The following is a 22,526-nucleotide window of genomic DNA, read 5'->3' on the forward strand; positions in this document are numbered from 1 at the left end:
TTGCCCGCGAGAATTCCCGGAGGCGGTCGCCAGCCGGGGCTCAGGCGCCGTGGGCGCAGGCCGGGGCGATGTCCAGGTGCACCGTGCCGGGGTGGTCGTGGTCGTCCGCGTCCACGCTCACCTGCATCGGCCGGATGCCGAGGCGGGCGAACAGGGCCTGGTCGCGCTCGGTGTCCGGGTTGCCGGTGGTCAGCAGCTTCTCGCCGTAGAAGATGGAGTTGGCACCGGCCAGGAAGCACAGCGCCTGCAGTTCATCACTCATGCTCTCGCGGCCGGCCGACAGGCGCACCATCGAGCGCGGCATGGCGATGCGGGCCACGGCGATCATGCGTACGAACTCGAACGGGTCCAGTTCGGCACTGCCGTGCAACGGGGTGCCGGCCACCTGCACCAGCCGGTTGATCGGCACCGAATCCGGGTGCGCCGGCAGGTTGGCCAGCGCCAGCAGCAGGCCGGCGCGGTGCTCGCGGGTCTCGCCCATGCCGACGATGCCGCCGCAGCAGGTCTTCAGGCCGGCGTTGCGCACGTGTTCCAGCGTGTCCAGGCGGTCCTGGTACTGGCGGGTATGGATGATCGAGTCGTAATAGTCCGGCGCGGTGTCCAGGTTGTGGTTGTAGTAGTCCAGCCCGGCGTCCTTCAGTGCCTGTGCCTGGTGGCCTTCCAGCATGCCCAGGGTGGCGCAGGTCTCCAGGCCAAGCGCCTTCACTTCCTGGATCATCGCCGCGACCTTCGGAATGTCACGGTCCTTGGGCGAGCGCCAGGCCGCGCCCATGCAGAAGCGCGAGGCGCCGGCCTGCTTGGCGGCACGGGCGCGGGCGACCACGCTGTCGGTGTCCATCAGCTTCTGCGCGTCCACGCCGGTGTCGTAGCGCTGGGCCTGCGGGCAGTAGGCGCAGTCTTCCGGGCAGCCGCCGGTCTTGACCGACAGCAGCGTGGAGACCTGCACCTCGGCCGGGTCGAAATGGGCGCGGTGCACGCTGGCGGCCCGGTGCAGCAGTTCGGGGAACGGCAGCTCGAACAGGGCCAGCAGCTCTTCGCGTTTCCAGTCGTGGCGGATGACAGCGGACATCGGTGTTACCTGACGGTGGTGACTACAGAAGCGGCGCAGTCTGGTGAGCATGCGCGAAGCTGTCAACCTGAACATGATATCGATGGTTTACAGGATGGCCGGAGGGCTGTCCCGCGGGGTGTTCCCGCCGCAGTGCCTGGTGTGCGGCGAGGCCGGTGCCGGCGGGCGCGACCTGTGCCGCGCCTGCGCCGGGGACCTGCCGTGGCAGGGTGCGGCCTGCCTGCGTTGCGCGCTGCCCCTGTCGGCCGGTGATGTCGGGCAGGTCTGCGGGTTCTGCCGGCAGCAGCGGCCGGTGCTGGAGCAGGTGCACGCGGCATTCCTGTACGCCAGCCCGGTCGATGGGCTGCTGCGGCGCTTCAAGTTCCATCGCGACCTGCCGGCCGGCCGCCTGCTGGCCGGGTTGATGGCCGAGCGGTTGTCCGGCGTGGCGCGGCCACAGGCGCTGCTGCCGGTACCGCTGCACCGTGCGCGGCTGCGCCAGCGCGGCTATGACCAGGCACGCGAGCTGGCCCGGCCCCTGGCCCGGGCGCTGGGCATCCCACTCTGCGATGGCCTGCGCCGGACGCGCGCGACCCTGCCGCAGTCGGAGCTGGATGCCGACCAGCGGCGGCGCAACCTGCGCGCGGCCTTCCTTGCCAGGCCGGGCTTGCCGGCGCACGTGACATTGCTGGATGACGTGATGACCACCGGCACCACGCTGCAGGCGGCGGCGCTTGCCCTGCGCCGTGCCGGCGTGACCCGGGTGGACGCCTGGGTCTGCGCGCGGGTGCCGTGATCGCGCCATGACAGCGCCGGTGGCATAAAGTCAGTGCCGAGGGGGTATCAACTTTCGTGCATCACATGAGGAGATGGCTATGGGCGGTTCCCCGGTGTTTCCCGCAGGTTCGTTGTTCAGTGCGCTGACGCGCAACTGGTGGGTGGTGCTGCTGTTCGGGCTGCTGGCGGTGGTGTTCGGCGTGCTGACGCTGATGTCGCCGGTGCGCACGGCGGCCCTGCTGGCGTGGTGGCTGGGCGTGATGGCGGTGGTCGAGGGCGTGGTGGTGCTGGTCGGCCTGGCCAGCGGCGCGGCGCCGGTGTCCCGGGGCTGGGCGGTGTTCTATGCCCTGGTATCGATCGCCTTCGGCGTGCTGGCCATCCTCAACCCGTTGGCCACGGCCAGCGTGTTGCTGTTGTTCCTGGCCGGCTGGCTGATCGTCGGTGGCATCTATCGCATCGTGTTCGCCATCCGCGTGCGCAAGCACATCCGCGGCGAGTGGATGTTGGTCCTCAGTGGCCTGCTGGCGGTCGCGCTGGGCGTGATGTTCGCGCTCAACCCCTTGTCGGGGCTGATGGTGACCTCGTTGTGGATCGGTGCGCTGGCCCTGGTGTACGGGGTGCTGCAGGTGATCGCGGCGTTCCGCTTGCGCGCGCTGAAAGCCTGAGCGACGCAGGTGCGGCCTGGGCCGCGAAGCCGGCGATGGTGCCGGGGCGGGAAGAGCCGGTACCCGTTGCAGGGTGTCGGCCTCGCGCCTGGAGGCGCTCCAGCATAGAAAGAAGGCCCGCATTGCGGGCCTTCTGCTATCGGTTGAGGTATTGGCTGGCGACGATGCCGGCAAACAACACCGCGCCGACCCAGTTGTTGTGCAGGAAGGCCTTGAAGCAGGGCTCGCGCTCGCGGTTGCGGCACAGCCAGAACTCGTAGACCACCATTGCCAGGGCCACCGCCAGGGCGGCCCAGTACGCGCTGCCGAGCGCCGCGCGCTGCCCGACCAGGGCCATCGCGCCGAAGAACAGGGCGTACAGGATGCCCTGAATGACCAGGTCCAGCTCGCCGAACAGGATGGCCGTGGAGCGCGAGCCGACCTTCAGGTCGTCGTCGCGGTCGACCATGGCGTACCAGGTGTCGTAGGCGGTGGACCAGAGGATGTTGGCGCCGTACAGCACCCAGCCCAGCGGCGGCACTTCGCCCTGCACCGCGGCGAACGCCATCGGGATGCCCCAGCCGAAGGCCATGCCCAGGTAGACCTGCGGCAGGTGGGTGTAGCGCTTCAGGTAGGGATAGCTGGCGGCCAGGAACACACCGATGAAGCTCAGGCCGATGGTCAGCGCATTCATCGTCAGCACCAGCGCGAACGCCACCAGCATCAGCCCGGCGAACAGGGCCAGCGCCTCGCGGCCGGAGACCGCCCCGGTGGCCAGCGGCCGCTCCTTGGTGCGCTTGACGTGTGGGTCCAGCCAGCGGTCGGCGTAATCGTTGATCACGCAGCCGGCCGAGCGGGTCAGCCAGACGCCGGCGGTGAACACGAACAACGTCCACAGCGGGGGCAGGCCGTCGGCGGCCAGCCACAGCGCCCACCAGGTGGGCCACAGCAGCAGCAGGGTGCCGATCGGGCGATCGGCGCGCATCAGCTTCCAGTAGTGCCCGAACCGCGACGGGGTGCCGGCGGCGGGCGGATTTCGGGGGAGACGGCTCATGCGTAAAGGGTACCAGTTGGGCCCGGGCGGGCCCCAGCGCGATGATTAAGCTGAGTGGGGGAAGACCTGCGGCGACTTTGTCGTTAGAATGCGCCTCCGCCCGGCGATCCGGGTCGGGTCTACTCTGCGCCCGTAGCTCAGCCGGATAGAGTAGTGGCTTCCGAAGCCATTGGTCGGGGGTTCGAATCCCTCCGGGCGCGCCAGATTGAAGTCCGAGCATGTCTCAGGATGTCCAAAACCCCAGAGAAATCTGGGGTTTTTCTTTATCCGTGGTCCAGTCAGGTCCGGGGGCATCTGTTGCAATCCAGGTCATCCGGGGCAAGTTCGGGGGCATCCAGACCCCCGAAATGCGGACATGCCCCCAATGGCCCTGACTGACATCCAAGTACGTAAAGTCAAGCCTGTTGAGAAACCCCAGCGACTCTTCGATGGCGGAGGGCTCTACCTTGAGGTCACCCCAGCGGGTGGCAAGCTTTGGCGGTGGAAGTATCGCGTTGCTGGAAAGGAAAAGCGGCTGGCCTTGGGTTCATACCCGGAGGTGAGCTTGGCTGAGGCCCGTGAGAAGCACATGGCGGCGCGAAAGACTTTGGCTAACGGCATTGACCCTGGCGAGCAGCGGAAGCTCGAAAAGCTGGTTCGCAGCGGAGGCTCTGAGAACAGCTTTGGGGCGATCGCGCTGGAGCTTCTTGCTATGCGAACCAAGAAGAACGCTAAATCCACGGTTGTAAGGAACGGAAGGATCATTGAGAAGGATCTCAATCCTTACATTGGTGAAAGGCCGATCAATGAGATTTCCGCTGTCGAACTGCTTGCTGTGCTGCGAAAGATGGAGAAGAGGGGGGCGGTGGAGACGGCGCATCGAGCGCGTGGTATTGCAGGAATGGTTTTCCGGTATGGAGTTCCCAGGATTTCCCAGACAGAGCTAACCTCTGTTGGGGGGCATTGGGAGACAGTCATGTCTGCAGGCAAGATCACCAGCAAGACCCGGCAAGCCTAAAAATTCATCGATGCGCATCGGGACGAGTTCAGTGTCCAGATGATGTGTCGTCTGCTTGGGGTTGCTCGAGCCGGCTACTGCGCATGGCGTGAACAACCGATTTCCGATCGAGCGCAAGAAGATGCGCGGTTGCTTCGCTTGATACGTGCGTCGTTTACCGTCAGCCACGGAATTTATGGCGCCCCCAAGGTGTTTCTCGACCTGAGGGAGCAAGGGGAGGCATGCAGCAAACATTAGGTTGCCCGCTTGATGCGGGTGAACGGATTACACGCGTTGCATAGCTATTACATACGGTACATCCCCGCTCCAGAACCTCATGTCTTGATCCCTAATTTTCTCCAATGTCAGTTCAGCGTATCGCGCCCGAACGAGGCGTGGGTGAAGGATATTACCTACATCCGCACGTGGCAGGGTTGGCTGTACCTGGCGGTTGTGCTGGATCTTTTCTCGCGCAGGATTGTTGGTTGGGCTGTCAGACCAACGATTGATCGAGAACTTGTTCTGGATACCGTGATGAAAGCCGTGCGCAGCCGACGGTAATCCCCCCGCAGATTAGCTGACGCCAAAAGTGGAATTTTCTCGTACCCTTTTGGCCCTGCGAGATCGAGAGGGCGACCTGCCGGAGGCCCCCGAGCCCGACCGCCCTGCGTCGAGCGCTGGTGGCAAGAACAGGTTCTTTGGCGGTGGACGCCGCGGCGGCTTCGGGGATCAGGACTGATGGCGATGCAGCACTCCACGGGCACTCCGACCGCGGCGGAAGCCGCGCGCATCGAAGCGGCGAAGGCTGGCCCGTGCATGGCTTGCCTGTCGCTGCTGCTGGCCGGGCTGCTGGACGCTGGGCTGGTCGTCTACGGCTGCGACTACAACCATGCCAAGAGCGGCAACGTGCGACGTGGGCACATGTTCGGCTACGCGCTCTGCACCTGGCACCACCGTCGGCACCCGATTGAGGGCAACACCTTCGCAACGATGCGGGAGGTGTACGGCCCGAGCCTGCTGGATGGCTCCCGTGTGTTCCACGAGACCTACGGCACCGATGACGACCTGATCGAGCAACAGACCTACGTGATTGAACAAAGGAGAGCGGCATGACCGACGTGCGCGAAATGCTGGGGGCGCGGTTCAACGCCAAGACCGCCCGCTTTGATGCTGGCCCTGGCGGCGGCAAGCCGACTTTCGAAGCCATCGACGTGGCTCACGCGCTCGGGCTGGTTCCGGCCGGCTTGGGCCGAGAGGTCCTTGAATGTTGCTACCTGGACGCGGAGGTGAGGCCTTCGCCGAAGCTGCGGGTCCACGTGCTGAATGCCGTGATGGGCGAGTGGCGCCGGCAGGAGGATGCCCTTGCCGCTGCAAAGCTGGAACTGGGCTTCTGTCAGGCCATGGCCGAGTTCGCGCGCTCGATGTCGTCCGAGTTGCGGACCAAGCTCGAGGAGGCCCAGGGCGCGTACGACAGTGCCAAGGCGCAGTGCTGGCCCCGCGACGCCGCGGCGATGCTTGCGCCGATCACCCTGGCAGCGCTGCAGGAAGTGGCCGGGTGTTCCGCATGCGATGCCTGCCATGGGTTCCCGATGGTCCCCTGCACGCGCTGCGGCGGTACCGGTTACGTGTCCTGGTCCGAGCGCACCCGCGCGACAGCCATTGGTCGCAGCAAAACCGTGTACCGAACCATCTGGGCGGCGATGTACAACTGGATCGTTGCGCTGCTTCGCAATGCTGAGCAGGAAGCCGCTGAAGTGATGAAACGCGCGCTGACCACGAGAGAAGTTGCGTAGCGAAATGGTCGGTTGAAGCCCGACCGCTTTGCGCTATAGCCTGTGTACATTCGGCAGATTGGCCCAATAGGGCCAAACCCGCCAGGAAGCCCCGCCCATGTGCGGGGCTTTTCATTTCAACCCCGATCACCACCGCGCCGAAATCCCCTCCGCTCGCCGTGAGGCGATTGGGGCCGGTGCCGCGCGCAAGCGCGTCAGTCCCGCCATGCCTGGCCTGTGCACCTAGGCAGCGGTGGTGATCGGTCCTTCTACGCCCGTCCACTCTCACCGGACCAATCATCGAGCCAGCCAGCCGGCTGCGGTGACGGGCACCTTTGCCACACAGGGGATTCACCCATGAGCACGAAGCAGGAGCCGCGCGGCGTCCGCAACAACAACCCGGGCAACATCGACCGCAGGGCCCAGGTGTGGCAGGGCGAGGACCGCAGCCCAGCAGCACTGGCGAGGGAGGAGCGCTTCTGCGTGTTCGATACGCCGCAGGCTGGCTTCCGCGCGCTGGCAAAGACCCTGCTCACGTATCAGAACAAGCACGGGCTGAGGACGGTCCGCGAGATGATCAACCGCTGGGCGCCGCCGGTGGAGAACCCCACCGAGGCGTACATCACCCAGGTGGCCCGGGAGGTCGGTGTGGGCAGCCGTGAGGTGGTGAACCTCAACAAGCAGGTACCGCTGCAGCGCATGGTGACGGCCATCGCCCGGCACGAGAACGGCGGCCTGTTCTGGGATGAGGCGGTGATCGAGGCTGGCGTGCGCCAGGCTCTCGCCTGATGGACGGTGATCCGAGCACCGCGCCCTGGTGGGCGGCCGGCGGTGCCTTCGCGCTGTGGCTGGTCCGGGAAATCTGGGGCGTCATCGCGAGCCGGAAGAAGGACCGCACCGAGACGGACGCCAACGTCACCCTGGTGGGCGGCCTGACAGAGCGCATTGATCGCCTTGAGCAGTCGCAGGCCCGGATGGACACGCAGCTGGACGAGGAGATCAAGCTGCGGCGTGAGGCCCAGGAGGAAGCGCACCGGTTGCGCATGCGAGTGCAGACGCTGGAAGGCCTGCTTCGCGGACTGGGGGCGGTAATCCCGCCCGAACCGCCGTGATGTACCTGGGCATAGGCCTGCTGGTCGGCCTGGCCGTCGGCGCGCTGGCGTACTGGCACGGCGACATCGGAATGGACCCATGACAGCCCTCGCGGGCGCGGAGGTTTGAATGAACGCACTTCAACGCCCCGGCTACGATGCTCTGTGGGGCTGGTTCGGGCTGAGTCGCGCATCTTGGCTCCCGCTGCCGCGCGTGCTGATGCATGAGATGCCGGACGACTGGCAGGCCCGGATGACGGTTCTGCTGGAGGAGTTCGACGCGGCGTTCAAGAACCTGCCTCGCTACGACGTGCAGATCCAGCTCAAGCAGAACGGCCGGTTTGTACCGATGCCGGGCTGGATCAGCTACAGGCACCCCGACCGGGCAACCATTGAAGGTTTCAGATGACCAGAGTGCACATCGTCGTCGGGCTGTTGCTGTTCCTGGCGGGGTTCTTCCTGGGCCGGGAGTGGCGTGACCGCAGTGCGGACATAGCCGCCGGCAAGCAGGAAGTGAAGCAGCTCAACAGCCAGGTGCAGGCCGAGCAGGGTGCTCGCGCGCTGGAACAGACCAAGGGTCAGGAGTTGGCCCAGATCGGAGCGAAGCATGAAGAAGACCGGGATGCGGCCGAGGCCGTCCCTGCTGCTGTTGTTGCTGACCTGCGTGCTGGCAACCTCCAGTTGCGGCGGCAGTGGGCAGCGTGTGAAACCAACCGTGTGTCCGAGTCCGCAGCCGGCGCCGCCGAACGTGATGCGCTCGCCGAGCTACGAGCAAAGGATCAGGGTGATCTTGTTCGAATCGGCCGAGAAGCCGACGACCAAATCAGAGCCTGCCAAGCGGTAGTGAGGTCCGATAGGAACCAGCCCTCGTCATGAGGGCTGGCGGTGATCGTTACGGGGCAGGGCAGGCTTCCGCTTTGCAGCGCTCATAGGCTGCATAGCATTGCTCATCGGTGAAAACGCCATTCTGCAGGCAACGGTTGAGTTGCACTTCGCACATGGAGCAGGGAGTCACCTGCGCGGTAGCGAAGCCGGATACGGCAACGAGCAGGAACAGTACGGTCTTCAAGGCCTTCTTGATCATCACGTCAGTCCTTTGCTTGCCCGGGATAGGGCAAGCCCGACGCTACATAGAGAAACGCACCCGTTCAATCTGCGCTGCCGCACGCGGTGAGTGCAGGTGATGGAGCGTGATTCAAAGGGGATGGAATTCATGGCGCCACATTGCAAGAGCCGTGCTCATCTGGCTCTCGGTCGGCTCAAGACTGGTGAATTGAACAAGACCGAGCAGGCCTATGCCGAGCGGCTGCGCGCGCTGGAGCATGCGGGGAAGATCCTCTGGCACAAGTTCGAGGGTCTGAAGCTGCGGCTCGCGGACAACACGTTCTACACGCCGGACTTTGCAGTGCTGGCTGCTGATGGCGTCATGGAGCTGCACGAGGTAAAGGGCTTCTGGCAGGACGATGCCAGGGCCAAGATCAAGATTGCCGCGGCGATGTACCCGTTCCGGTTCCTCGCCGTGAAGGTGAGGGCCAAGCGGGACGGCGGCGGCTGGGACGTGGAGGAATTCTGATGGACACGCTGAGAGCGGTTGACGAGCGACTGGAGCGTATCGAGAGGAGGCTGGATGCACTGCTCGCCGCGCTGGCCGACGACGCCCAGGACGATGAGCAGGTCCAATTGTCGTTGGATGGCGAGCCGTGTGGGGCCTCTCGCGATCAGAACAGGGGGCTGGGCTGATGCCTTCCTTCGCGCCTAAGCACAAGCCGATGCAGCGCATGGCACCTGTACACACACCACCTGTCGCTGAGCCGCAGCGATACGGGAATGGGAGAGGCGGCAGGCCATGGCGCAGGCTGCGTGACCGCATCCTCGTACGTGACCGCTACCTGTGCCAGTGCGGCGAGTGCCAGGCAGGTGGGCTGCCCCTGCTGGCCGATGAGGTCGATCACATCATCCCGATAGCGGAAGGCGGCACGGATGAGGAGAGCAACCTGCAGGCCATGAGCAGCGTCTGCCACGCAAAGAAGACGGCCGAGGAGGCTGGAAGGGGATCGCGGCGGAGAGTGGAGTCCGACTCCACCCGCTGACTGGCGAGCGGCGGAGATGCGAGGGGGCATGAGAACCGTTCTCAAACGCATCCCGGCATTCGTTCAGCTATGTGAAGATAAGAATGATTCTCATCCATACCCCGGGGGGAGGGGAAATTTTTTGAGGTCGTTCCCCCTCGGACACCGGCCGCCCAGTGGTTTTTTTGCACCGTCAATTCAGAAATTTCAGTTTTTGAGGTTCCGACATGGCCCGACCCCGTAAGCCGACATCGCTAAAGGTGGTGGCCGGGACCGACCGGCCCGACCGCGAGCCAGCAGCAGTAGCCGAGTTGCCGCTTGTCGATTCCGTGCCATCGCCGCCCGACTGGTTGCCGAACGGGCACGCGATCAAGGAGTGGAACCGGTTGGCCCCGATTCTCCACGCGAACAAGTTGCTGACTGAGGCGGGTCTGTCCGCCCTGGGCCAACTGTGTGCCCTGCATGGAAAGGTGGTGCAGCTCTACTCCGCCGGGGAGGCACCGGTTGCGTCGATGGTGGCGCAGCTGCGCGGGCTGATGAACGACTTCGGGCTGACCCCCGTTGCACAAGGGAAGGTGAGGCCGAATGGCGACACGGAAAAGCCGGGCAACAAGTTCGGGGCACTCGGCCAGCCCGGCACCAGGTGACTACGTAGATGTGGCGGTGGCCTATGCAACTGAGGCTGCAGCGAACAAGGGGAAGCGATTCGGACGGCTCATCCATCTTGCCGCAAAGCGGTTCCTCGGCGACCTGAAGCGCGCACAGAAGAATGGGGCTCCGTTCTACTTCTCGCGCGAGCATGCCAACCACGTCTGCAGCTGGATCGAGCTTCTACCGCACGTCGAGGGCAAGTGGGACACCCCCGAGATCAGATTGCATGCCTCGCACGTCTGGTTTCTCGTGCAGTTGTTCGGCTTCCGCAAGCCAGATGGGAATCGCCGGTTCACTTCGGCCCTATTCGCAGTGGCCCGCAAGAACGCGAAGTCCACGTTGGCCGCAGCGATCCTGTTGTACTGCGAGTGCTGCGAGAACGAGGAAGGCGCGCAGATCATCTCAGCGGCGACCACATTCTCCCAGGCATCGATCATCTTCAACGTTGCCAAGCGCATGGTTGAGAAGACGCCGGACCTGCGGGAGCAGTATGGGTTGGAGACGTGGGCCAAGTCGATCAGCCGCGTGGAGATCGGCGCGAGCTTCAAACCTGTGCACGCGAAGGCGAGCACGCAGGACGGCCTCAATCCGTCGCACGTTGGACTTGACGAGATCCATGCGCACAAGACGCCCGACCTACTGAACGTCCTACAGTCGGCAGCCGGTGCACGTGGTAACCCACTGTGGCTATTCACCACGACAGAGGGCTACACCAACCCTGGGCCATGGGCAGAGATCCGGCAGTTTGCCAAGCAGCTATTGGAGGGCGTCTTCGGCAACACCGCAGACCACTACCTGGTGCTGTTCTTCGCGGTGGACAAGAGCGACCGGGACTTTGACGAGTCCGCGTGGTTCAAAGCTAATCCGCTGATGGACGTAAACCCGAAGCTGCTGACCGCGATTCGCAAAGAGGCGGTCGAGGCCAAGGCCATGCCGTCGAAGCTGGCGGAGTTCCAGATCAAGCGGTTGAACCGGCCAGCATCACAGGCCAATGGTTTCATCCTGCTGCCGAAGTGGAACAAGTGCGCGGGTGTGGTGGATCTGGAGGAACTGAGAGACGTTCCGTGCTGGGGCGGGCTCGATCTTGCGAGCACAACCGACCTAACGTCCATGCGCCTGGTATGGCGCGTGGAGGACCGAATCCTTACCTGGGGACGCCGCTGGGTGCCTGCCGAGGCCGTAAAGAACCGAAGCGAGCGCGGAACTGTTCCGTATCAGGGGTGGGTTACAGCAGGGCACATTGAGCAGACCGAAGGCGAGGTGACCGACTATGCGGTGATCGAGCAAGCGGTACTCGAAGTGCACGATCGGTTCAACCTGCAGGCGATGGCCTTTGATAGGTGGAACGCAACTGAAATGGTCAGCCGCTTGGTCACTGCGAACGTTCCGATGGTGGAGTTCATCCAAGGAACGAAGTCGTATCACCCCGCTGTGCGGGAGCTCGAAATGGCATACGTCGCCGGCCGGCTGGTGCACACCGGTGATCCGGTGCTGTCCTGGTGCGCATCGAACTTGGTTATTCGTCGGGACCATAACTTAAACATGGCACCGGACAAGCGTAAGTCGCCGGAAAAGATCGATGACATCACAGCACTCCTGATGGCGATAGGCCTAAGTATCCCGGCGGACTGCAACGAGGACGGAAATATGGACGACTGGCTGAACGATCCCGTGAGGAATGCAAGGTGAAAAGAAACAAGCCGATAGCCGGAATCATGGGTCGAATCGCCGCGGCGATTGATGGATGGGTGCGTTCGTTCACGACGAGGGATGAAGAACTGTACGTGGACCGGGAGATGGTAAGCGAGTCAGGCGTTTCGGTCACTCCTCGCGCCGTGCTCCAAGTGGATGCAGTCTGGGCGTGTGTAAGGTTGATCTCCGAGACGATTGCGACACTTCCGCTGTCTATCTACGAGCGCACCAGCAGCGGTAAGCAGGTGGCTAGCAATCACCCGCTACATTTCGTCGTACATGACCAGCCGAACGCCGATTCGACGGCTGCGATCTTCTGGGAAGCCATGATCGTCGCCATGCTGTTGCGCGGCAACGCGCACGCGGAAAAGCTATATGCCGGGCAACGAGTCATCGGGCTGCAGTTCTTGGACCCGGGTAGGTTGACGGTGAATCAAGACGCCAATGGAAAAAGGGTCTACACCTACAAGCGCTCGAACGGGACGCCCCGAGTCATTCCCGCAGAGAGAATATGGCGGATACCCGGCTTCACGTTGGACGGCGATAACGGCGTTTCGGTGATTGCCTACGGCGCAAAGGTTTTCGGGAATGCAATCGCGGCCGATCGCGCAGCGGCGAGGACCTTCAAGAACGGTCTATTGCAGACGCTGTACTACAAGATCAATGCCTTTCTGAAGCCAGAGCAGCGCACCGAGTTCAAGAAGAACCTACTTGGGGCGATTGAACGCGGCGAGACGCCGCTGCTGGAGGGCGGCACCGAGGCTGGAACGCTCGGCATCAACCCGGCTGATGCCCAGCTCCTCGAATCGAGGTCATTCGCTGTTGAGTCGATATGCCGTTGGTTCCGAGTGCCTCCATGGATGGTTGGACACACCGAGAAATCGACCAGTTGGGGCACAGGCATCGAGCAACAGATGATTGGCTTCCTGACATTCACACTTGGGCCCTGGCTTCGCCGGATTGAACAGGCCATCAGCAAGGACCTGATGACGCCTGCTGAGCGGATCAAGTTCTACCCGAAATTCACGGTTGAGGGCCTGCTTCGTGCGGATAGCGCTGGCCGCGCCGCGTTCTACGGTGTGATGGTGGATAAGGGCATTCTCACCCGCGATGAGGTCCGAGAGCTGGAGGACCGAGCGCCGATGGGCGGCAATGCCGCTGCGCTGACCGTGCAATCCGCCATGACCACACTGGACAGCGTTGGCCACGCGTCCGATGTAAACAAAGCCAGGGCCGCTCTCCGCACGCTCCTGGGCTTCTCAGAAGACAAGAAGGACTGACCATATGACGATCAAGACACTGCCGGGTGTGCCGGAGGGTCGCCCATGCGCCGCTGTCAGCAGCCAGATCCAGCCGCGCGCCCTTGACCGCTGGGAGGCTGGCGTCAGGGCGGCCTCCGACACCGATGCGGAACGATCCATCAGCATCTACGACGTGATCGGCTACGACTACTGGACCGGCGAAGGCGTGACCGCCAAGCGCATCGCGGCATCCCTGCGCGGGATGGGGAAAGGGCCGGTCACGGTCAACATCAACAGCCCGGGCGGCGACATGTTTGAGGGCCTGGCGATCTACAACCTCCTGCGCGAGCACGACGGCGAGGTCACGGTGAAGGTGCTGGGCTTGGCGGCATCGGCTGCGTCTGTCATCGCCATGGCCGGTGACACGGTCCAGATCGCACGCGCCGGCTTCCTGATGATCCACAACGCATGGGTGGTTGCTGTTGGGAATCGTCATGACCTTGCCGACGTGGCCGCAACGCTCAAGCCATTCGACGAGGCGATGGCCAGCATCTACGCGGCGCGTACCGGTGCCGAGCAGAGGGCGATGTCCAAGTTGATGGATGCCGAGACATGGATCGGCGGTGCCTCCGCTGTGGAGGACGGCTTTGCCGACGAGCTGCTCGCCTCTGACCAGGTGGAGAAGGGCGCCAGCAAGGAGAACGCCTCAGCAGTTCGCCGCGTGGAGGCGGGCTTGCGCGCTACCGGAATGCCGAAGTCCGAAGCCATGCGTTTGATCAGTGAAATCAAGTCCAGCCGGGGCGAGCCCGCTGGCAGCGGTGAGGGTGATCCCACCGATAACGGCCGCAAGGCCATCCGTGTGCAGGCAGAGCCTCTGCCGCGCCTTTCGTTCAACCTCCCGAACTAGGAGCAATACCCAATGAAGTCCATGAAGCTCTCCGCTACCTTTTACCTGGTCGTTCTCGCCATCGCCTCAGCGATTCCGTTGATGGTTGGTGCATCCACGAGCCTGACTCTGCCGGTGATCGGCATGAGCCTGCTGGGGAGCGCCGGTGTGATTGTCCTGGCGTCCATGCTGATCAAGCCCAGTGCAAGCCGACAGTTCCGTTGCCATTCGCAGTTCGGTGATGTCGGCGAGGATGTTGAAAAGCAGTACAAGCAGGTCAGCGCCGACCTCAAGACGGTAGGTGACCAGCTGAAGTCCTACGCGGAGGTTGCTGCGAAGAACTCCGAGTTGTCGTCCGAAACCCGGGCCAAGGTCGACGAAATGCTGACCAAGCAGGGTGAGCTGCAGGCCAACCTGCAGGCGGCTGAGCAGAAATTGGCCAAGATCGAGGCCAATGGTGCCGGCGGTGACGTGCAGCACCAGTCCTTCGGCCAGCTGTTCGTCAACGGCGAAGAGTTCCAGGCCTTCGCAGGCAGGACCACCCCGCGTGGCCGTGTCGACATGACCTTCAGTGCTGCGATCACGTCGGTCACCACGGACACCGATGGCGCGGCAGGTGATCTGGTCACCAGTACCCGACTGCCGGGCATCATCGCGCCGCCGGATCGTCGTCTGACGGTACGCGACCTGATCACCCCGGGTCGCATGGATGGCAACGCGCTGGAGTACGTGAAGGAGACCGGCTTCACCAACAATGCGGCGCCGGTAGCCGAGGGCGCGAAGAAGCCGGAGTCCAGCCTGAAGTTCGATCTGGTGAGCACCACTGCCAAGGTGATTGCGCACACCATGAAGGCATCGCGCCAGATCCTCAGCGATTCCTCGCAGCTGGCCAGCTACATCGACGGTCGCCTGCGCTATGGCTTGGCCTTCAAGGAAGAGCAGCAGTTGCTCAACGGCGATGGCACCGGGCAGAACCTGTTGGGCATCATCCCGCAGGCCACTGCTTACGTTGATCCGATCGCCCTGGCCGACGCAACCGTGATCGACAAGATCCGCCTGGCCATGCTGCAGGCCCAGTTGGCAGAGTTCCCGGCCAGCGGCATCGTGATGAACCCGATCGACTGGGCGCGTGTGGAGCTGGAGAAGGACACCACCGGCCGATACATCATCGGCAACCCGCAGGGCGTCATCGGCGCCACCTTGTGGAACCTGCCGGTGGTGACCACCCAGGCCATTGCCGAGGACAAGTTCCTTACCGGCGCCTTCCGCTTGGGCGCCCAGGTCTTCGACCGCTGGCAGGCGCGCGTCGAAGTGGCCACCGAGAACGAGGACGACTTCGTCAAGAACCTGGTGACCATCCTGGCTGAAGAGCGCCTGGCCCTGGCCGTGTACCGCCCGGAAGCCTTCATCTACGGCGACCTGGGCAACGTCGTCTAATCCGTCGTTCCAGAGCAACCCGGCCTGCCACCGCGCAGGCCGGGTTTGGAGAGGATCATGCTAATCAAGTTCAAAGAGCCCGACCCGCGGGCCGGCACCACCGTGCGGATGGACAGCAGCCGCGGGCAGCACTTCATCAACACGGGCGCCGCCGACGCCGTGAGCGAGCAGCCCCAAACAGAGCTTCCGGAGCCGCTGCTGGAAGAAGCCACCGTCGCTGAAGCGGCCGAGGAAGCCGACGCCGTCAGCGGGCAACCCGCGGGCAGAAAGACCCGCAAAGGCCAAGCCAGGGCCTGACCATGGAGCTGATCACCCTTGAACAGGCGCGCACGCACTGCAGGATCGATTCGGAAGACGACACGATGCTGGAGCTGTACGGCAGCGCATCAGAAGAGGCGGCGCAGCAGTTCCTCAATCGCCGAGTGTTCCCAGATGCCGACACCATGGCCGCCGCCGTTCTCGACGGCACTGCTGGCATCGATCCCATCCTCGTCAATGACTCGATCAAGGCCGCTGTGCTCCTGATGCTCGGCCACCTATACCGAACGCGGGAAGACGTACAAGGGAGTGGTGGGGCGACAGTGCAGGTACCGATGGGGGCGCACAGTTTGCTCTGGCCGTACCGCATCGGCTTGGGGGTCTAATGAGCATCGGAGCCGGAGAGCTGCGTCATCGCGTACTAATCCAGCAGCAGGTGACGACCCGAGACGATGACGGCGTGTCGTATACCACCTGGGCCGACGTGGCCATGGTGTGGGCCGCCGTTGAGCCGCTGTCGGCGCGTGAGTTCATCCAGTCCGGGCAGACGCAGGCGGCGGTCACGGCGCGCATCACGATCCGGTACCGCGCCGGGCTGCAGGCTTCGATGCGCATCCTGCACCGCAGCCAGGTCTACAACATCGCCGGCCTTCTGCCCGATGAGGTGTCTGGCCTGGAGTACATCACAATCCCGGTGTCAGGCGGCGTCAATGAGGGGCAATAGCCATGGATGTTGGCCGTGTAGAGATCAGGGGGGCAGACGAGATTCAGCGCCTACTGAAGAATCTTCCCACCGAGGTCGTGAGCAAGCGTGGCGGTCCGGTGAAACTTGCCCTTGCGAAGGGCGCAAGGTTCATCAGGGATCGCGAGAGAGAGGCCCTGCGCTCGGTCCTGGTGGAGGGCGAACAGTCCACTGGCCTGCTGGAGGAGAACATCATCGCAAGTCGCGGCAAGCCACCCAGCGGCGGCAACGGCGAGCGTTACCTCGTCAGGGTCAAGCGGAAGATGTATCCAGGGCGGAAGGGTCAGCGCGTGAGTACGTTGAAGTCGGCGCAGATCAAGGAATACGGCTCCTCGAAACAGGCCTCCGCCTCGTTCATTCGTCGCACCGTGCGAACCCATGGGGGGCAGGCCATCACCATCATTGTCGAGGATCTCAAGGCCCGCCTTGATCGTATCGTCAAGAAGCTTGCAAGCAGCGGAGGTGCCGGCTGATGTTCCCGAAGATCTACAGGACGATTCACACCCCTGCCGTCGCTGCCATCGTTGCGGACAGGATTGGAAGGCATGGCGAGATTGGACCGACAACGGACAAGCGATACATCACCTGGCAGATCATCGGTGATGACCCGCAGTTGCAGCTCAGTGGCAATCCATGCACCAACTTCACGGCAGTGCAGATTGACTGCTATCACGACGAGGATGCTGGCGCGGAAGCCTTGGCAGTCGCGGTGCGGACCGCGCTCAACGCCGCTCGTATCGCAAACCGCGTTGTCATTGATGGCCGCGACACAGATACCCGTCTGTACCGGGTAGGCCTACAGGCCGACTTCATCGGGCTTTAGCTCGAACCACAACCCGCAGTGAGCCGCCCTTTGGCGGCTTTTTTTATGCCCGGAGGAGGGCTAAGCAATGGCCGAAACCGACGAAACCGTACTCACCCAAGGGACGGAGCTTTTCTTCGTTGACACGATCACCACGCCGGGAACTCCGCGCCTGGTCAAACTGAACTGCCCCACGGGCATCACCGGCATGGGCGGCGGCGCACCGTCGCAGATCAGCACCACGTGCCTGGGCAACAAGGTGGGTGAAACCTCCAAGCCCGGCCTCAACCAGGTGGCGTCCCTGTCCGTCCCCTACAACTTCAAGCCTACCCGCATCTCCCATCGCCTGCTGACGAAGATGCAGGAATCAAAGCAGGTCTTCCACTGGATGGCCTGCCTTTCCGATGGCGTCGATCCCCCGGAGCTGGAGGCGGATGGGACGCTCACCGCTCCTGAAGGCCGCACGTCCATCGAGTTCGATGCGTACGTGGCAACCAACACCCTGGACATCGCCACCAACGAGATCGTGCGTGGCACCGCAAGCCTGACCCAGCAGGCAGAAGGCCAGGTATTCCACTGGAACGGCGGGGCAGTCAACAACGCCGACCTGGTGCCGCCGCCCGGCCCGTAATAGACACCATCCGCGCCGGCTCCCAGCGGTGGGCCGGCGCTACTGAGGAACAACATGCAGAACATTCCCGCATCCATGTTCGTCTCTGACGAGATCCACAAGCACCCGATCAAGCTGCCTGACGGGTCCAGCCATGAGTTCAACTTCCGCGAGCTGCCGAGCATCGACTTTCGCCGCATCATCCAGATTGAGGCGAGCAAGGATGCCGAGGAGCGCGCGTCCGCGTGGGCACTCGCGATCTCGCTTTCCATCGTTGACGACGCCGGAGAGCGCGTTCTGACGATGGAGCAGGCTGCAAAGCTGAAACCGTCCGTATCGGTTGCGATGTGGGCCGTCATTACCGAACTGAACAAGTTCTCGGGAAAAGCTCCTTCGTCGGTCGAGGCGGCGAATGGTTCCGATACCAGCTCGCATTGAGCCTTGGGAAAACCCTCGGGGAGATCGATGCCATGCCGCAACGCGAGTTGCACGGGTGGCGTGAGTTCTTCGTTCTTTACCCATTCGATGACCACCACCGCTTCCACAAGCCGGCTGCATTGCTTGCGGCGGTGTTTGGCGGGAACTACGACAACAGCATCGCCTTCCTCTCGCCACGTCCAAATCGCGTGAATGAGGCGGATGCCCGCACCCTTGCCGCGTTCGGCATAAAGACCCAGTAGGAGGCCAACGATGGCAACTGCAGGCTCAATCGTCATTGATTTGCTGATGCGAACCGGCTCCTTCGTGACCGATTCGGAGCGTGCAGAGAAGGCGGTCAAGAAGCTCCAGAAGGCCGCAAAGGAGATGGGGGCGGTTCTTGGCGCCGGACTGGCGACCGCCGCAACCTCGTTGACCATGCTGGTCAAGTCATCCATCGACACAATGGATGAGATGAGCAAGACCGCCAAGGTCTTGAACATGGGGACGGAGGACTTCTCCAAGCTGGCGTACGCCGCAAGCTTCGCGGATCTCTCCGTCCAGGATCTGCAGACGACTATCGGACGCCTGACCAAGGCGCAGGCCGAGGCGCTGGACCCGAGCAGCAAGCAGGCAAAGCTCTTCGATGCGCTGGGCATCAGCATCAAGGACGCCAATGGCAAGCTTCGCCCGACCATCGATCTCCTCTACGATTTCGCTGATGCCTACAAGGCGCAGAAGGGGTCTCAGGAAGTCGTTGCGGCGGGAATGTCGATCTTCGGCAAGAGTTTCCAGAGCCTGATCGACCTGTTGAAGGATGGCTCGCAGGGATTGCGGGATGCCGGCGCTGAGGCCGAAGCGTTCGGCCAGGTCGTCTCCGGTACTGCGGGCACCAATGCGGAGGAGTTCAACGACAACTTGGCGCGGATGAAGATCTTCGTCCAGGGCGTCGGGAACGCCGTCGCTGCCGACCTGCTGCCAGACCTGTTGAGCATGTCCGGCCAGTTCCTGGACGGCGCGCAGAATGGGGAAAAGCTCAACGAGGTGGCCGGCAAGATCGCCGATGGCTTGCGCGTCATCGGCACAGGTGCGAGCTACGTTGCCAAGGCCTTCGAAGTGGCCGGCACGGCCATTGCAGCAACGCTGGCGACGGCGCATGGCGGACTTCTGGTCCTGCAGGGGGAGTTCAAGCAGGGCTTCGAGATGTTCGGTATGGGCCAACAGGGCCTGATCGATTCGTTCAGGAGTGGGAGCGGTGGCGGTAAGCGAGCTGCCACGCAGCCGGCTGACGCCACGGGAATGGCCGCTGAGGCCATGTCGTTCCTCAAGGGCGTGCAGGGGCAGGCGGACGCAGAGAACCGCGCCAAGGAGGTAGAGGACGCGCTGCGGAAGCTGCTTGCCGGTGGGGAGGGTGGCACAGGCGGCGGCAAGTCCGGCGGCGGCGGGCAGAAGAGCCAGACCGATGAACTCGCCCGCGCGTACGAGCGGATTAACGCTCAACTGGATGAGCAGATTGCGCTGCATGGGAAGGTGGGTGCGGCTGCCAAACTCGACTACGACCTGACGGCAGGTGCGCTGAAAGGATTGTCTGACGCGGAGAAGGAAAGCCTGCGCCAGAAGCAGGCCACCATGGACCTGATGGACCAGCGCAAGGCTGCAGACGAACGAGCCCGCAAGGAGCTTGAGGAGCAGCGGGAGGCCGAGGAGGACCGCAAAAAGGCGTTCAAGGAGCAGAAGGACGACCTTGAGTTTGAGCTGAGCATCTTGTCGCTGACGAACAAGGAGCGCGAGAAGGCCATCGAACTCCGATACCTGGGTGCTGAGGCCACCGAAGAGGAAAGGAATGCTATTGGGCGACTGTCGGATTTCCTCTATGACCAGTCCAAGGCAATGGGGGATCTGGTTGGCCTGCAGGATCAAATGCGTGGCGCGTTCGCGGATAACTTCTACGACCTGGTGAAGGGTGCGGCGAGCGCGAAGGATGCCGTAACGGACTTCTTCGACTCGGTGGCGAGCAACATCTTGAAGATGATCGCAAACAACTTCGCCGCGTCCCTGTTCGGAGAGCAGGGCCAGAACGGTGGCGGACTCCTGGGTGGGCTGATGTCGAAGATGTTCAGCGGCATGTCCGGTGGCGGAGGTGGCGCTTCGGGCGGTGGCTTCCTGTCAACGCTGATGTCCGGTGCTGCAAGTCTGTTCGGTGGCGCAAAGGCAACTGGCGGTGACGTTCTGTCGGGCCGTGGGTACTGGGTCGGCGAAGAAGGGCCGGAGTGGTTCGCGCCGCGAGGCACAGGGACCATCGTCCCGACCGCGGCGGCTATGGCTTCGGCGAGGGGCGGCAGGCAGGTCGTGCAGAACTTGAATGTCACCGTCGCCGGGAAGCCTGATCGCAGGACGCCCATGCAAATCGCCCGTGAAGTCGGCAGGGAGTCATCAAGAGCTATGGCGAGGAATGGCCGATGAGTGGGTTCATTGATACGAGGCTGCCCGAGTGTGTCGCCTATGGCTTCCAAGGTGGCCCGGAGTGGAATACCGCCATTGTCGAACTGGACAACGGCGGCGAAGTGCGAAACGGGCAATGGCGGTATCCACGAATGCGGTACAGCGCCGCATTCAACAACCTGTCCGCGGCCGGGCAGCGGGAAGTGATGGCTGCTTTCTACGCGGCGCGTGGACGGCTCTACGCATTCCGCTTCAACGATCCCCTGGACAACGTTGCCAAAGCGGAGCCCATCGCCCCAGCTATCGGAACGACGGATGCAGTGCAGCTGACCCGGACATACCGACTCGGCCCGGAATCGGCAACACGGCGCATCCAGGCAATCGTCACTGCGGTTATTCGCAACTCTGCGGGAACCGCCGTGGCGGGATCTCTGGATGCTGGGAAGGGGCTTTTCGTCCCTGCTTTGGCATGGGCGGACGACGATTACACGTGGTCTGGGGAGTTCGACGTTTGGGTCCGGTTTGATAGCGACCACAACGCCTTCACTCTCGGCGACCTGGATGCCCATAGCGCGGACATCGAGCTGGTGGAGGTGCGCCGATGAAGCAAATCCCGATCCTGCTGCAGGAGCATCTCCGCGAGCCTGCAACCACCTGGTGTTTCCTCCTGCGTGTCGCCTGCGTGGGCCGTTGGGAAGGGGTGGTGTTTGGGTTCACGACGTTGGATGTTGATCTCTCCTATGACGATGGTGCGGGGCTCATCGCCTACCGGGCAGAAAACGGCTTCAAGCCTGAGCGCATCCAATCGGCCGCAGACTTTGGTGTAGACAACACCGACCTGATGGGATGGGTGGCCGCGACCGGCATCACCGTCGAGGAGGTGTCGGCCGGCCTGCTGGACTATGCGGAGGTGACGGTCTACCGGGTCAACTACATGGACCTTTCGCAGGGGCATGAAGTTGTCATGTTCGGAACCTGCGGGCAGACCAAGTGCCATGGCAACGCCTGGGTGACCGAGTACCGGTCGCTAATGCAGCAGGCCAAGCAGACCATCAGCACGGTGTACTCGCTGACCTGCAGAGCCGGCTACGGCGACGAGCGTTGCGGCATGCGGTTCGTCTGGACGGACGGCGTTGTCACGACGGAGGGCGATGACCCCGACCGGGTATTCACTGCGAGTGGGTTGGCCGGGGCTGCAGGGTTCTATGACCTTGGGATCATCCAGTGGCTCACCGGGTCAAACGTCGGGCTGGAAAGCGAGGTGTTCAGCTTCGAAGCTGGTGGCCGCATCCGCCTTGCACTACCGGCTGGCTTCGACATCGGGGCTGGCGACACCTTCCGCATCCGGCAGGACTGCGACAAGACATTCGCCACGTGCAAGCAGAAGGGCAACGTCCTGAACTTCCGTGGCGAGCACCTTACCCCCGTATCGGACACGTCCCTTTCCGTGCCTGGTGCCTACGTTCGCTCGGTGGATGCCGCATGACAAACCCAATCGAGAAGGCGCGGGCGCTCATCGGCGTGCCGTGGTGCCACCAGGGCCGGAACCCCGAAATCGGCATCGATTGCGCCGGTCTGCTGATCCTTGCCTTTGACGTGCAGAGCCCCACGCCAAGCTACGGGCGCAATCCGTGTCGTGGGCTCCTTGAGGCGACGATGGAGGGGCTGCTGGGGGCTCCGCTGGAGGAGGGGGCCGAGATGCGCCCTGGAGACGCCGTAGCGGTGGCCTACGGCGGGCCGATCCGGCATTGCGGCCTGATCGCCGATGACATCCATGGCGGGCTTTCGTTGATCCACACGGACAGCATCCTGGGGCGTGTTACAGAGCACCCTCTGGATGAGAAGTGGCTGCGGCGAATCCGCCGCATATACAGGCGGGGTGCCCGGTGAGCGGATCAACTATCGGTGGTGTCGTTG

General features: G+C 63.4%; 31 protein-coding genes and 1 tRNA gene. 29 read left to right on the top strand and 3 right to left on the bottom strand.

The annotated features are described in order from the left end of the window. Positions 1-40: 40 nt before the first annotated feature. A complete protein-coding gene (gene bioB, locus ATCM_RS00915) occupies positions 41-1,069 on the bottom strand; it encodes a biotin synthase BioB (RefSeq protein ID WP_132862423.1) in 1,029 nt (342 codons plus the stop codon). Between the two features lie 49 nt (positions 1,070-1,118). Between bioB and ATCM_RS00920 the strand changes: the two genes are divergently transcribed. Beyond that, the gene (locus ATCM_RS00920) at positions 1,119-1,844 is read left to right on the top strand and encodes a ComF family protein (protein ID WP_132862424.1); all 726 of its coding nucleotides are present in this window, start codon (positions 1,119-1,121) and stop codon (positions 1,842-1,844) included. A 79-nt stretch (positions 1,845-1,923) separates the two neighbouring features. Continuing rightward, positions 1,924-2,490: a DUF308 domain-containing protein gene (locus ATCM_RS00925; RefSeq protein ID WP_132862425.1), complete on the top strand. Its 567-nt coding sequence runs from the start codon at positions 1,924-1,926 to the stop codon at positions 2,488-2,490. Positions 2,491-2,626: 136 nt separating this feature from the next. Here ATCM_RS00925 and ubiA read toward each other — a convergent pair whose 3' ends face one another. After that, positions 2,627-3,523 carry a 4-hydroxybenzoate octaprenyltransferase gene (gene ubiA, locus ATCM_RS00930; RefSeq protein ID WP_132862426.1) on the bottom strand — a complete coding sequence of 299 codons (897 nt, stop codon included), beginning with the start codon at positions 3,521-3,523 and terminating at the stop codon, positions 2,627-2,629. Positions 3,524-3,649: 126 nt separating this feature from the next. Here ubiA and ATCM_RS00935 point away from each other — a divergent pair. The 8 genes from ATCM_RS00935 (at position 3,650) to ATCM_RS00975 (ending at position 8,238) form a co-directional block, all read left to right on the top strand. After that, positions 3,650-3,726 (top strand) — tRNA-Arg (locus ATCM_RS00935). 161 nt (positions 3,727-3,887) lie between these two features. Then, positions 3,888-4,520 carry an integrase arm-type DNA-binding domain-containing protein gene (locus ATCM_RS00940; protein ID WP_207911757.1) on the top strand — a complete coding sequence of 211 codons (633 nt, stop codon included), beginning with the start codon at positions 3,888-3,890 and terminating at the stop codon, positions 4,518-4,520. A 723-nt stretch (positions 4,521-5,243) separates the two neighbouring features. After that, entirely contained in the window at positions 5,244-5,612 is a 369-nt protein-coding gene (locus ATCM_RS00950; RefSeq protein WP_132862427.1) for a Ref family recombination enhancement nuclease, read from the top strand. Beyond that, positions 5,609-6,292: a hypothetical protein gene (locus ATCM_RS00955; RefSeq protein ID WP_132862428.1), complete on the top strand. Its 684-nt coding sequence runs from the start codon at positions 5,609-5,611 to the stop codon at positions 6,290-6,292. The genes ATCM_RS00950 and ATCM_RS00955 overlap by 4 nt, the downstream gene beginning before the upstream one ends. A gap of 336 nt (positions 6,293-6,628) precedes the next feature. Further along, positions 6,629-7,060, top strand: a complete 432-nt coding sequence (locus ATCM_RS00960) for a structural protein P5 (protein ID WP_132862429.1) — start codon at positions 6,629-6,631, stop codon at positions 7,058-7,060. Next, positions 7,060-7,383, top strand: a complete 324-nt coding sequence (locus ATCM_RS00965; protein ID WP_132862430.1) for a hypothetical protein — start codon at positions 7,060-7,062, stop codon at positions 7,381-7,383. Before ATCM_RS00960 ends, ATCM_RS00965 begins: the two co-directional genes overlap by 1 nt. Positions 7,384-7,492: 109 nt before the next feature. Then, the gene (locus ATCM_RS00970; RefSeq protein WP_207911759.1) at positions 7,493-7,771 is read left to right on the top strand and encodes a hypothetical protein; all 279 of its coding nucleotides are present in this window, start codon (positions 7,493-7,495) and stop codon (positions 7,769-7,771) included. Beyond that, entirely contained in the window at positions 7,768-8,238 is a 471-nt protein-coding gene (locus tag ATCM_RS00975; RefSeq protein WP_132862431.1) for a lysis system i-spanin subunit Rz, read from the top strand. Before ATCM_RS00970 ends, ATCM_RS00975 begins: the two co-directional genes overlap by 4 nt. A gap of 16 nt (positions 8,239-8,254) precedes the next feature. Here the strand turns inward: ATCM_RS00975 and ATCM_RS00980 are convergent, their stop codons facing one another. Then, the gene (locus tag ATCM_RS00980) at positions 8,255-8,446 is read right to left on the bottom strand and encodes a hypothetical protein (RefSeq protein ID WP_243693933.1); all 192 of its coding nucleotides are present in this window, start codon (positions 8,444-8,446) and stop codon (positions 8,255-8,257) included. 129 nt (positions 8,447-8,575) lie between these two features. On the opposite strand from ATCM_RS00980, the gene ATCM_RS00985 reads away from it, so the two are divergent. The 19 genes from ATCM_RS00985 (at position 8,576) to ATCM_RS01075 (ending at position 22,499) form a co-directional block, all read left to right on the top strand. Continuing rightward, positions 8,576-8,935, top strand: a complete 360-nt coding sequence (locus tag ATCM_RS00985; RefSeq protein WP_132866025.1) for a DUF1064 domain-containing protein — start codon at positions 8,576-8,578, stop codon at positions 8,933-8,935. After that, positions 8,935-9,102, top strand: a complete 168-nt coding sequence (locus ATCM_RS19035) for a hypothetical protein (RefSeq protein WP_165931093.1) — start codon at positions 8,935-8,937, stop codon at positions 9,100-9,102. Before ATCM_RS00985 ends, ATCM_RS19035 begins: the two co-directional genes overlap by 1 nt. 556 nt (positions 9,103-9,658) lie before the next feature. Further along, a complete protein-coding gene (locus tag ATCM_RS00995; protein WP_132862433.1) occupies positions 9,659-10,078 on the top strand; it encodes a P27 family phage terminase small subunit in 420 nt (139 codons plus the stop codon). Between the two features lie 10 nt (positions 10,079-10,088). Further along, complete coding sequence (locus tag ATCM_RS01000; RefSeq protein ID WP_207911761.1) at positions 10,089-11,771, top strand: terminase TerL endonuclease subunit; 1,683 nt, start codon at positions 10,089-10,091, stop codon at positions 11,769-11,771. Then, the gene (locus ATCM_RS01005; RefSeq protein ID WP_207911762.1) at positions 11,768-13,054 is read left to right on the top strand and encodes a phage portal protein; all 1,287 of its coding nucleotides are present in this window, start codon (positions 11,768-11,770) and stop codon (positions 13,052-13,054) included. The genes ATCM_RS01000 and ATCM_RS01005 overlap by 4 nt, the downstream gene beginning before the upstream one ends. Positions 13,055-13,058: 4 nt before the next feature. After that, a complete protein-coding gene (locus ATCM_RS01010; protein WP_132862435.1) occupies positions 13,059-13,922 on the top strand; it encodes a head maturation protease, ClpP-related in 864 nt (287 codons plus the stop codon). Positions 13,923-13,934: 12 nt separating this feature from the next. After that, positions 13,935-15,338, top strand: coding sequence for a phage major capsid protein (locus ATCM_RS01015; protein ID WP_132862436.1), 1,404 nt, complete (start codon positions 13,935-13,937; stop codon positions 15,336-15,338). 57 nt (positions 15,339-15,395) lie between these two features. Next, a complete protein-coding gene (locus ATCM_RS01020; protein ID WP_132862437.1) occupies positions 15,396-15,635 on the top strand; it encodes a hypothetical protein in 240 nt (79 codons plus the stop codon). 2 nt (positions 15,636-15,637) lie between these two features. Beyond that, positions 15,638-15,982, top strand: coding sequence for a head-tail connector protein (locus ATCM_RS01025; protein ID WP_132862438.1), 345 nt, complete (start codon positions 15,638-15,640; stop codon positions 15,980-15,982). After that, a complete protein-coding gene (locus ATCM_RS01030; RefSeq protein WP_207911763.1) occupies positions 15,982-16,320 on the top strand; it encodes a phage head closure protein in 339 nt (112 codons plus the stop codon). The genes ATCM_RS01025 and ATCM_RS01030 overlap by 1 nt, the downstream gene beginning before the upstream one ends. Before the next feature lie 2 nt (positions 16,321-16,322). Next, positions 16,323-16,811: a hypothetical protein gene (locus ATCM_RS01035; RefSeq protein WP_132862439.1), complete on the top strand. Its 489-nt coding sequence runs from the start codon at positions 16,323-16,325 to the stop codon at positions 16,809-16,811. Next, complete coding sequence (locus ATCM_RS01040; RefSeq protein WP_132862440.1) at positions 16,811-17,161, top strand: DUF3168 domain-containing protein; 351 nt, start codon at positions 16,811-16,813, stop codon at positions 17,159-17,161. Before ATCM_RS01035 ends, ATCM_RS01040 begins: the two co-directional genes overlap by 1 nt. 67 nt (positions 17,162-17,228) lie before the next feature. Next, positions 17,229-17,771: a phage tail tube protein gene (locus ATCM_RS01045; RefSeq protein WP_132862441.1), complete on the top strand. Its 543-nt coding sequence runs from the start codon at positions 17,229-17,231 to the stop codon at positions 17,769-17,771. Positions 17,772-17,825: 54 nt separating this feature from the next. Next, complete coding sequence (locus ATCM_RS01050) at positions 17,826-18,188, top strand: phage tail assembly chaperone family protein, TAC (protein WP_132862442.1); 363 nt, start codon at positions 17,826-17,828, stop codon at positions 18,186-18,188. Next, positions 18,185-18,430 carry a hypothetical protein gene (locus tag ATCM_RS01055; protein ID WP_132862443.1) on the top strand — a complete coding sequence of 82 codons (246 nt, stop codon included), beginning with the start codon at positions 18,185-18,187 and terminating at the stop codon, positions 18,428-18,430. The genes ATCM_RS01050 and ATCM_RS01055 overlap by 4 nt, the downstream gene beginning before the upstream one ends. 10 nt (positions 18,431-18,440) lie before the next feature. Beyond that, positions 18,441-20,630 (top strand): hypothetical protein, encoded by a 2,190-nt coding sequence (locus tag ATCM_RS01060; protein ID WP_132862444.1) that lies wholly within the window; start codon positions 18,441-18,443, stop codon positions 20,628-20,630. Then, complete coding sequence (locus ATCM_RS01065; RefSeq protein ID WP_132862445.1) at positions 20,627-21,214, top strand: DUF2460 domain-containing protein; 588 nt, start codon at positions 20,627-20,629, stop codon at positions 21,212-21,214. The genes ATCM_RS01060 and ATCM_RS01065 overlap by 4 nt, the downstream gene beginning before the upstream one ends. Then, positions 21,211-22,095, top strand: a complete 885-nt coding sequence (locus ATCM_RS01070; RefSeq protein WP_132862446.1) for a DUF2163 domain-containing protein — start codon at positions 21,211-21,213, stop codon at positions 22,093-22,095. Before ATCM_RS01065 ends, ATCM_RS01070 begins: the two co-directional genes overlap by 4 nt. After that, positions 22,092-22,499 carry a C40 family peptidase gene (locus ATCM_RS01075; protein WP_132862447.1) on the top strand — a complete coding sequence of 136 codons (408 nt, stop codon included), beginning with the start codon at positions 22,092-22,094 and terminating at the stop codon, positions 22,497-22,499. Before ATCM_RS01070 ends, ATCM_RS01075 begins: the two co-directional genes overlap by 4 nt. Positions 22,500-22,526: the final 27 nt, after the last annotated feature.

The sequence above is a fragment of the Stenotrophomonas sp. ATCM1_4 genome (genome assembly GCF_004348115.1).
GTDB classification, from domain to species: Bacteria; Pseudomonadota; Gammaproteobacteria; order Xanthomonadales; family Xanthomonadaceae; genus Stenotrophomonas; species Stenotrophomonas capsici.

Excerpts from the sequence above, each read along its gene's own strand:
- bioB (WP_132862423.1), bottom strand. The coding sequence starts at position 1,069 with ATGTCCGCTGTCATCCGCCACGACTGGAAACGCGAAGAGCTGCTGGCC.
- ATCM_RS00920 (WP_132862424.1), top strand. The coding sequence starts at position 1,119 with ATGCGCGAAGCTGTCAACCTGAACATGATATCGATGGTTTACAGGATG.
- ATCM_RS00925 (WP_132862425.1), top strand. The coding sequence starts at position 1,924 with ATGGGCGGTTCCCCGGTGTTTCCCGCAGGTTCGTTGTTCAGTGCGCTG.
- ubiA (WP_132862426.1), bottom strand. The coding sequence starts at position 3,523 with ATGAGCCGTCTCCCCCGAAATCCGCCCGCCGCCGGCACCCCGTCGCGG.
- ATCM_RS00940 (WP_207911757.1), top strand. The coding sequence starts at position 3,888 with ATGGCCCTGACTGACATCCAAGTACGTAAAGTCAAGCCTGTTGAGAAA.
- ATCM_RS00950 (WP_132862427.1), top strand. The coding sequence starts at position 5,244 with ATGCAGCACTCCACGGGCACTCCGACCGCGGCGGAAGCCGCGCGCATC.
- ATCM_RS00955 (WP_132862428.1), top strand. The coding sequence starts at position 5,609 with ATGACCGACGTGCGCGAAATGCTGGGGGCGCGGTTCAACGCCAAGACC.
- ATCM_RS00960 (WP_132862429.1), top strand. The coding sequence starts at position 6,629 with ATGAGCACGAAGCAGGAGCCGCGCGGCGTCCGCAACAACAACCCGGGC.
- ATCM_RS00965 (WP_132862430.1), top strand. The coding sequence starts at position 7,060 with ATGGACGGTGATCCGAGCACCGCGCCCTGGTGGGCGGCCGGCGGTGCC.
- ATCM_RS00970 (WP_207911759.1), top strand. The coding sequence starts at position 7,493 with ATGAACGCACTTCAACGCCCCGGCTACGATGCTCTGTGGGGCTGGTTC.
- ATCM_RS00975 (WP_132862431.1), top strand. The coding sequence starts at position 7,768 with ATGACCAGAGTGCACATCGTCGTCGGGCTGTTGCTGTTCCTGGCGGGG.
- ATCM_RS00980 (WP_243693933.1), bottom strand. The coding sequence starts at position 8,446 with ATGATCAAGAAGGCCTTGAAGACCGTACTGTTCCTGCTCGTTGCCGTA.
- ATCM_RS00985 (WP_132866025.1), top strand. The coding sequence starts at position 8,576 with ATGGCGCCACATTGCAAGAGCCGTGCTCATCTGGCTCTCGGTCGGCTC.
- ATCM_RS19035 (WP_165931093.1), top strand. The coding sequence starts at position 8,935 with ATGGACACGCTGAGAGCGGTTGACGAGCGACTGGAGCGTATCGAGAGG.
- ATCM_RS00995 (WP_132862433.1), top strand. The coding sequence starts at position 9,659 with ATGGCCCGACCCCGTAAGCCGACATCGCTAAAGGTGGTGGCCGGGACC.
- ATCM_RS01010 (WP_132862435.1), top strand. The coding sequence starts at position 13,059 with ATGACGATCAAGACACTGCCGGGTGTGCCGGAGGGTCGCCCATGCGCC.
- ATCM_RS01015 (WP_132862436.1), top strand. The coding sequence starts at position 13,935 with ATGAAGTCCATGAAGCTCTCCGCTACCTTTTACCTGGTCGTTCTCGCC.
- ATCM_RS01020 (WP_132862437.1), top strand. The coding sequence starts at position 15,396 with ATGCTAATCAAGTTCAAAGAGCCCGACCCGCGGGCCGGCACCACCGTG.
- ATCM_RS01025 (WP_132862438.1), top strand. The coding sequence starts at position 15,638 with ATGGAGCTGATCACCCTTGAACAGGCGCGCACGCACTGCAGGATCGAT.
- ATCM_RS01030 (WP_207911763.1), top strand. The coding sequence starts at position 15,982 with ATGAGCATCGGAGCCGGAGAGCTGCGTCATCGCGTACTAATCCAGCAG.
- ATCM_RS01035 (WP_132862439.1), top strand. The coding sequence starts at position 16,323 with ATGGATGTTGGCCGTGTAGAGATCAGGGGGGCAGACGAGATTCAGCGC.
- ATCM_RS01040 (WP_132862440.1), top strand. The coding sequence starts at position 16,811 with ATGTTCCCGAAGATCTACAGGACGATTCACACCCCTGCCGTCGCTGCC.
- ATCM_RS01045 (WP_132862441.1), top strand. The coding sequence starts at position 17,229 with ATGGCCGAAACCGACGAAACCGTACTCACCCAAGGGACGGAGCTTTTC.
- ATCM_RS01050 (WP_132862442.1), top strand. The coding sequence starts at position 17,826 with ATGCAGAACATTCCCGCATCCATGTTCGTCTCTGACGAGATCCACAAG.
- ATCM_RS01060 (WP_132862444.1), top strand. The coding sequence starts at position 18,441 with ATGGCAACTGCAGGCTCAATCGTCATTGATTTGCTGATGCGAACCGGC.
- ATCM_RS01065 (WP_132862445.1), top strand. The coding sequence starts at position 20,627 with ATGAGTGGGTTCATTGATACGAGGCTGCCCGAGTGTGTCGCCTATGGC.
- ATCM_RS01070 (WP_132862446.1), top strand. The coding sequence starts at position 21,211 with ATGAAGCAAATCCCGATCCTGCTGCAGGAGCATCTCCGCGAGCCTGCA.
- ATCM_RS01075 (WP_132862447.1), top strand. The coding sequence starts at position 22,092 with ATGACAAACCCAATCGAGAAGGCGCGGGCGCTCATCGGCGTGCCGTGG.